General features: G+C 41.6%; 5 protein-coding genes. 2 read left to right on the plus strand and 3 right to left on the minus strand.

Translation table 11 applies throughout. The features are described from left to right. From ACO1R6_RS04990 to ACO1R6_RS05000, 3 genes are all read right to left on the minus strand, one after another. Positions 1-1,331 (minus strand): STN domain-containing protein (locus ACO1R6_RS04990; protein ID WP_486262713.1); only part of this gene is annotated, 1,331 nt, incomplete at its 3' end. A gap of 176 nt (positions 1,332-1,507) precedes the next feature. Then, entirely contained in the window at positions 1,508-2,587 is a 1,080-nt protein-coding gene (locus tag ACO1R6_RS04995; protein ID WP_486262715.1) for a FecR family protein, read from the minus strand. A 74-nt stretch (positions 2,588-2,661) separates the two neighbouring features. After that, complete coding sequence (locus ACO1R6_RS05000) at positions 2,662-3,249, minus strand: RNA polymerase sigma factor (RefSeq protein ID WP_486262717.1); 588 nt, start codon at positions 3,247-3,249, stop codon at positions 2,662-2,664. 1,564 nt (positions 3,250-4,813) lie between these two features. Between ACO1R6_RS05000 and ACO1R6_RS05005 the strand changes: the two genes are divergently transcribed. Then, on the plus strand, positions 4,814-6,049 hold the full coding sequence (locus ACO1R6_RS05005) for a Tm-1-like ATP-binding domain-containing protein (protein ID WP_486262719.1): 1,236 nt from the start codon (positions 4,814-4,816) through the stop codon (positions 6,047-6,049). Between the two features lie 195 nt (positions 6,050-6,244). Then, positions 6,245-7,117, plus strand: a complete 873-nt coding sequence (locus tag ACO1R6_RS05010) for a phosphoenolpyruvate hydrolase family protein (RefSeq protein ID WP_486262721.1) — start codon at positions 6,245-6,247, stop codon at positions 7,115-7,117. The last annotated feature ends 527 nt before the right edge of the window (positions 7,118-7,644 follow it).

Here is a 7,644-nt window from a genome sequence, read left to right on the forward strand (position 1 = left end):
CGGATAATGGGGTAATATTTTTTTCCTGTTTGGTAGCCCTCAAAAAACTGGCCTGATGTATTTATTTCGTCGGGCCCACCGGCTCTTGCTTCTATTTTGTCTCCCCAGGCATTTCCGGAGGCCGGATTAAATTTCCCCTGATCACCTTGCCCAAAATCGGTTTGCCTTTCGTGGTAGCGGTTTATTTCATCTAAGGAGTAGCTTGTTTTGAACGATATCCTCATTTTATCATTGTAAGAACCGTTTTTTGTTGTGATTACGATAACCCCATTTGCGGCCCTCGATCCCCAGAGCGCAGCGGCTGAAGCTCCTTTCAGAACCTGTATAGAAGCGATGTCTTCCGGGTTGATATCATTTACACGCGATTGCTGAACGACACCGCGAATATTCGTGCCACCATGAACGGAGCTATTAATAGGTACACCATCTACTATATACAATGGCTGTGACCCTCCGGATAAGGTACTGGCACCTCTTATCTGCACAAAAGATCCACCCCCTGGATCGCTTCCGGAAGATCTGCCGATAAAAACGCCTGATGCCTTTCCGGCCATTTTATTGAGCAGGCTAGTTTCTCCGGAGACGGCAATACTTTTATCAGATATTTTTGAGCTCGTAGATCCAAGCTTGTCGGCTGATTCTTTAAAGCCAAGTGCGGTAATCACTACTGCATCCAGCATTTTAATATCCGACTCAAGGGTGATATTATAATTAGACTGAGCGCCTATGGTTACTTCTTTATTGATGAAACCTATGTAGGAAAACCGAAGTGTTGAATTTGCTTCTGGTACAGTTATTTCAAATATCCCTTCAGTATTTGTAATTGTGCCTATTTGAGTTCCTTTTAATATTACGCTTACACCAGGGAGCGCTTCTCCTTTTTCGTCGGTTACTTTTCCAGTAACTTTTTTTTCTTCTATCTCTAAGTTGCCCGCAGTTTTACGGGGTTCACGGGGACTGTTAACCGGGCTTACATTTTGCAGAACTATCTGGTTGTTAACCTGCTTATACTTTATATTTAAGGGAGTCAGTAAACGATCCAGGACAGTAGCATACACTTCCTCATTAGCATTAATTCTTACCAAACGTTTCAGGTCAATGGTTCGGGAATTGTAGGAAAATTTAACTTCTGTTAACTTTTCAAATTGTTCCAGAACCCGCACGAGGGGAACATCTACTACCTGAATGGTAATTTTTCTATCTAAAATTTCCTGAGCTGTAACGTGGGTGGCAAATGTTATGCTCGAAAACAAAACAAGTAAGAGTAATTGCCCGAAGGACAACTTAAGGATTTTATACAATAGTTTTTTCTTGGTCAAAGATTTCTTCATAGATTTGACTCCGTTATTTATTGGTAAATTTTTACATATTGACAAAGCAATCCCATAATGCCTTATGGCGAGGCATTTAGAAGAAAAGATTTGGGAGCTCTTTTAGGCGTTGGAATGGTAGCACCCTTTCGACGCTTTTTGGTTTATATAAGATTTAGTTCATGGGCAAGTATAGTTTAGTTACAACCTTGTGAAATTATTCTGATAGTATGTCCTTTTATTTCATAAGTGGTATTGTTACCAAGGCTCTCACAAATGATTTTAAGCTTTGCCGGCAGTGGCTCATCATTCAATGATGTGGATAGGTAGCAATTATTTAAAGCTTGTAGAGGGAATTCGATCCTGACCCAGTAGGCTTTTTCAATAGTCGAGAATATCTGCGACACGGGGGAATCTTTAAAGTCGAAATTATAGTCCTCAAATTGGAGAATACCTGTAGCAGAAGGTTCTAGTAAAGGTTTAGACAGCTTTTCAAACTTCTGAGCTTTCTTATTATACTTCAATCCTTCTTTCGGCAAGAGGGTTATATTTCTTTCGGATATGTGGGCGCTTGAAGAAACATTAACCTGGCCGGTACGGACTATTACCTCCACATTAGGTTGTTTATCATATGTTTTAATTCGAAAGCTTGTGCCTACTACTCTGGTAATTATATTGCTTGATAATACCAGGAATGGTTGGTTTAGGTCTTTTTTTACCTCAAAGAAGGCTTCACCCGATAAATGAACCCTACGTTCAGAAAGGTCGAATATTTTAGGATAACTAAGGGTGCTATTGGGTTGTAGCAAAATGGAACTACCATCGGATAGCATAATCAGTTGAGGCTTGTCTGTTTGGTTGGTTTGCTGCACCAGATTATCAGCTATTTCGGTTAATACAGGAATAGTAACTTCTTCAGATTTGGTACCTGAGAATTGGTACAATCCAAAGAACAGGCCTAAAATAAACACGGCAGCCACTCCTCTCCACCAGAGAGGAAAACTCAGGGGCTTTTCCTGCTGAAAATTATGCTCCCGAAGTCTTATCTTTTCCCAGGTAGCAGTTAAAGAATCTTGCGTTTCAGTTGGGGAAACAAACGTTTTATCAACTCTAATTGCTATAAGAAGGTCCTGAGCCTGCCGGACCAAATGAAATCTGTGAGGATTTTCATTAATCCACTGCGCCCAGTTAGTAGTATCATGGCTGTGAAGTACCCATTCCCTGAACGAAGCATCGTCAAGAAAATCTTCGATCTGGCTGTAGTCGTCTCGCTGCATCTGATTGAGGTTTCAAAGTAGGAGAGGACACCTTTTAAAATGGATACCCTTTTATTTTGATTTTTTTTAAATTTTTATATCTGAAGTAGATAAAGAAGAAGTGCAAACTGTCCAGCCCACTGCCTCCGAAGTTGTTGAAGTGCCTTGTAAAGGAAATTTACGGCCGATTGGTAATTAATATTCATAACTTCGGCGACTTGCTCTACACTGATTCCCTGATAATAGCGAAGATAAAGTGCTTCTTTCTGCCGTAAGGGGAGGGAATTGATGAGTTCATTGAGGTGTTTGACCCTAAGGGCCATATCTTCATCAATGATTAGGCGATCTTCAATGGTAAAATCCAGAAGAAAATCCGCCTCTTCGACCGGAGAGGTGTTTCTAAAGATTCTATCCCGCTCATACAGGCGGGCTATACGTTTGCGCACACTAGCTAATAAATAAGCTTTTATAGAACCTATTTCTCCCAGTGATAGCCGATACAGCCATACCTCTGCAAAAATATCCTGAACACAATCTCTTACCAGTTCAGGGGAAGAGCTTAGAGATTTTCCATAATTAAATACAATACTATAGTACCGCTCAAATATGGCGGAGAAGGCCTGTTCATCGCCTTCTTTGAGGCGTTTCCAGAGTACTTCATCGGTATAGTTAAGTGGGTACAATTGTAACGAGCAAAAGTTGGAATTGGATAATTTCTCTCCAAATAGCTAAAATTACTTTTTAAATACAAATTTTAATTCAAAGATGATCAGGCTAAGTGAGCAGTATGAGGGAATGATTTGGTATATAACTTTATTAACTCAATATTGAGCTGTGAATCTAAGAATTAAGAGAGAAAAACTTGAAAGACAATAACCGCTATTGATAAAATGGCGAAGCTGCCGGTAAGTTCATTCCAGAGTATGCGCGAAGGCTTGGAAGTCCGTTATTATTTAGTTGCACCTAACTAATTGGGCGGCCCTGTATACGAGACGGCAGAAATACCCGTATGAGTAAGTAACACGTCTGGCCTAGGAGCGGGCCGAACAATTTGGCAATACAGAAGCAATGAAAAAATTTTTGAAAGCCTAAATAGGGCCGAGACCATTTTATTAATACGCTCTAAGAAGCAGCCGAAGTGGTAAAAAACGTTAACCATCCTAACTTCTGGCTAAATACGGATATTTATCACATGATGAAAGAAAAAGAACCTCCCCAACACATCATAGATGCAGGTAACATCATTACTCATGTAGAAATTGCCAAAAAGGGAAAACGGCCTCTATTAAAAGTCAAGGGTAACAATTTCCGGCCTTACTTCCTAGCTTTAAATCAATTAACTATAAAAGTCCCGTGACCATTGAAGCTTATATTCAAAAATCCAATTAGGAGATACCACTGGTCTACCAGTACTTAACTAAACAACTCTAGGAAGTATACGCAAGATAATGGAATTACATCGTTTTACTGGAAACTTTTTAAAGTCGCAACTGACTTCTAGCAGGTTTGAGCTGTGCTCGGTTTTTAAGGTAATTGGTGACTAAAAGCCCTTGATTATGCATAATCCTACAAAATTTATTCGTAAATGGATCTAGGAATATATTTTATATTCAACTCAATATAAAATAGGCAGACCGAAGAGCTTTTTTTCTTTTAAGTTTTAAAGGATTTCCCAAAGAGCATCTAAATGCACTTGGTGAAGTAGTTTAGCACCCCATTTTACCCAAATCCTACACCTTTTTTGTTAAATAAAAAAATATATTCTTAGTAAAGTGCATATGTTATAAAGCTCAACTTGGTAAAATGGCTCCTTATAACCTAATTCGAAATTCTAAAGAGTAATTGTATTTAATTTGAGGCTAGCTACTTAGCAACAAGATTTTACCCATTTTTTTCGTAAATTAAATGTAAATAGGCGGCAAAACCGAGAGCTTAAATTTTATTAGTTACATATGTAATGGTTACAGCTCCTTTCTAAATTCTAGTATATATATCTAATATAATGCATTATGGCCCTCACCAATGATTTAGCTGCGATATATGCCATTCAGCATAAGGTATTAAAGAAGTTAAAAAAGAAGCACGGATTGCGCCAGCGGGACTGGGAAATTTTATATGTTTTATTAATTATATATTTAAATCTTAAATGCTGACCTCTTCGGCAAGGTTAAATTAGTTATGTAAATTACCGGTGAGCATAAATAAACAAAAACCGCTAAGTTTGGAATCGGTTAAATTTTAGGCAACATGAACAAAATGGCTGCTACGGACAGATGTATTTTAATGCTGGGCTGCTTCGATACCAAAGGCGAAGTTTTTGCTTACCTGCGCGCGTGCCTGCTGGCGCAGGGCGAACAAGTTATCTCCATTAATACGGGCGTTATGGGAACAACCGATTATTTCCCCGTAGATTATGAGGCAGATCAGGTAGCACAGGGCGCCGGAACTATCATAACCGAACTGCGCGAAAAAAAAGACCGGGGCTATGCCGTTGATGTAATGGGGAAGGGGGCCGCCCATATTGTGGCCTCTTTAAGGCAGGCGGGTACCATAAAAGCGGTAATAGGCATGGGTGGCGGTGGTGGCACTTATATTGTGCTTTCGGCTATGCAGGAAATTCCGTTGGGTATTCCTAAACTTTGTTTAACCACTTTGGCCACCAAAGATTTATTCCGGCAAATTGGGATAAAAGATATCACCTTAATGCCCTCGGTAGTTGATTTGGCCGGCTTAAACAGCATGAGTCAATTATTGATTAGCCAGGCGGCAGCGGCAATTAGTGCCATGGGCCGGGTTTCTCTTCCCCCACGTAGTACTGCTGGCGGTGCCATTGCCATTAGCATGTTTGGCAATACCACGCCTTGTGTAGACCGCTGCAGTGCTTTGTTAAAAGAAAAAGGCTACGAGGTTTTTTCTTTTCATGCTACCGGCGTGGGCGGCCGTACCATGGAAGCGTTATTAAGAGAAAATTATTTTAAAGCAGTTCTGGATGTTACCACCACCGAGCTGGCCGATGAATTGTGCGGCGGCATTTTAAGTGCCGGCCCTGAGCGGTTAACGGCCGCGGCCGCTGTGGGCATTCCGCAGGTAGTGGTGCCGGGCTGCCTCGATATGGTAAATTTTGCCCAATTAGATACCGTTCCTGCCCATTACAGAGCACGTAAATTGTACAGTTGGGCACCCGATGTAACCCTTATGCGCACCAATGCCGAGGAAAACGAAGTGCTGGGCGAAAGGCTGGCAAACAAAGTCAATCAATCTAGTGCCGGTGCTACCATTATTTTACCCTTAAAAGGAATATCGCAGTTAGACGCCGCAGGTAAATTATTTTATGCGCCCGAAGCAAATGCAGCTTTATTCAATTCAATTAAAAAACATGCCCGCGAACCTGTTAAGCTGCTGGATGTAGATGCCCACATTAATGAAGATCGGTTTGCAGAGGTTTTGGTGCAGGAACTATTGAAAATAATTGCGAAAAGTTAAATGCCTTATTATTCAAGTAATAGTGAAGTACGACTTTGATTTAAAATATACCGACACTAATAAATAAAAGCAAATCAATTAGCCCGGCTGCTCTGTAAAGCAGGTGATGCAGTGGGTATGCTGTTAAAATAAGGTTTTAAATTTAACCCTTCTTCTATTTAAGTAGATAATTAAACAACAAGTTATTATATCATTATGCCAAATCCATGGACCGGGAAAGGAAATCCTTACACCCGACAAGAAGTAAGAGATCGCTTGCAAGCTACTTTAAATCAGCAAAAGGCCATTATTGCCGCCGGTGCCGGAACCGGTATTAGCGCTAAATTTATTGAGAAAGGTGGCGCTGATTTAATTATTATTTACAATTCTGGTCGTTTCCGGATGGCCGGGCACGGCTCCACCGCCGGTTTAATGGCTTACGGCGATGCCAATGCCGTAGCTATGGAAATTGGCGAATTTGAAGTACTACCGGTGGTAGAAGAAGTGCCGGTTATCTGTGGCGTACACGGCTCCGATCCCCGTCGCCGGATGTGGCACCATTTACTAAAAGTAAAAGAAATGGGCTTTTCCGGCATTAATAATTTCCCCACGCACTCCATCGTGGATGGCCATTTCCGGAATGTATTGGAAGAAACCGGCATGGGGTTTATAAAAGAAGTGGAAATGGTGCAACTGGCCTCCAAAATGGATTTATTCTCGATAGTGTACGTAGCCAAACCCGAAGAAGCCCGGCAAATGGCCGAAGCTGGGGCCGATGCCATTATTGCGCACGTGGGAACTACCGTGGGTGGCTCTATAGGCGTAGTAGAGGCCACTTGTACCATGGATGATGCCATTGAACGCACCCAAAAAATTATAGACGCCGCGGCGGAGGTAAACCCAAATATATTTTTCCTGACGCATGGCGGCCCGGTGAATACTCCCGAAGACGTACGTGAGATTTTAAGTAAAACCAGTGCCCATGGTTTTGTAGGCGCCTCTTCGCTCGAACGGATGGGGGTAGAAGCCTCTTTAACGGAGCTGACGGTAAAATTTAAATCAATTACTTTGCCTGGCAAGATGAGTTGACAATTAGGTTAAAAGAATGCTAGCAGCAGCCCGATGAATAAAGGCTAAGATAGAATCAAGCGGTTTGGCGTATGCGGCAGCAATACAACGATAATGCTTGATTCCATGGAAGAATCGTTCAATCTTGTTGCGGTCCTGTTAGAGTGATCTGTCAATATGACGAGGCCATTTGGCATTGACAAGTGAAGAAATGAAGACCTGAGCATCACGTTCCGTGATATATTGCGCCAAGCAATTGCTGTCATAGTCTTTATCTGCTATCACCGCTAGTGGACTATCATCTGTTAAATGCGTCTCAGCCTATTTGTACTTGCTCTGCTGGTGGGGATAAAGGCATCGCAACAAGCATAGATTTTGGTACTCAAAACCGCTACTGCCTAAGTATTTAGCTGCTGTTGTTATTTTGATCGGCTGCGTGGTGTGGGCTGAACCAGTCCAGAATCGGCTCCTGCAAGACCTCTAACACCTGCTGTCACGCGTTTTCTGTGTCCAGCCATCGAAGATAAACATTGTTCGAGGGGGGATAG

Source organism: Adhaeribacter sp. (assembly GCF_057359045.1).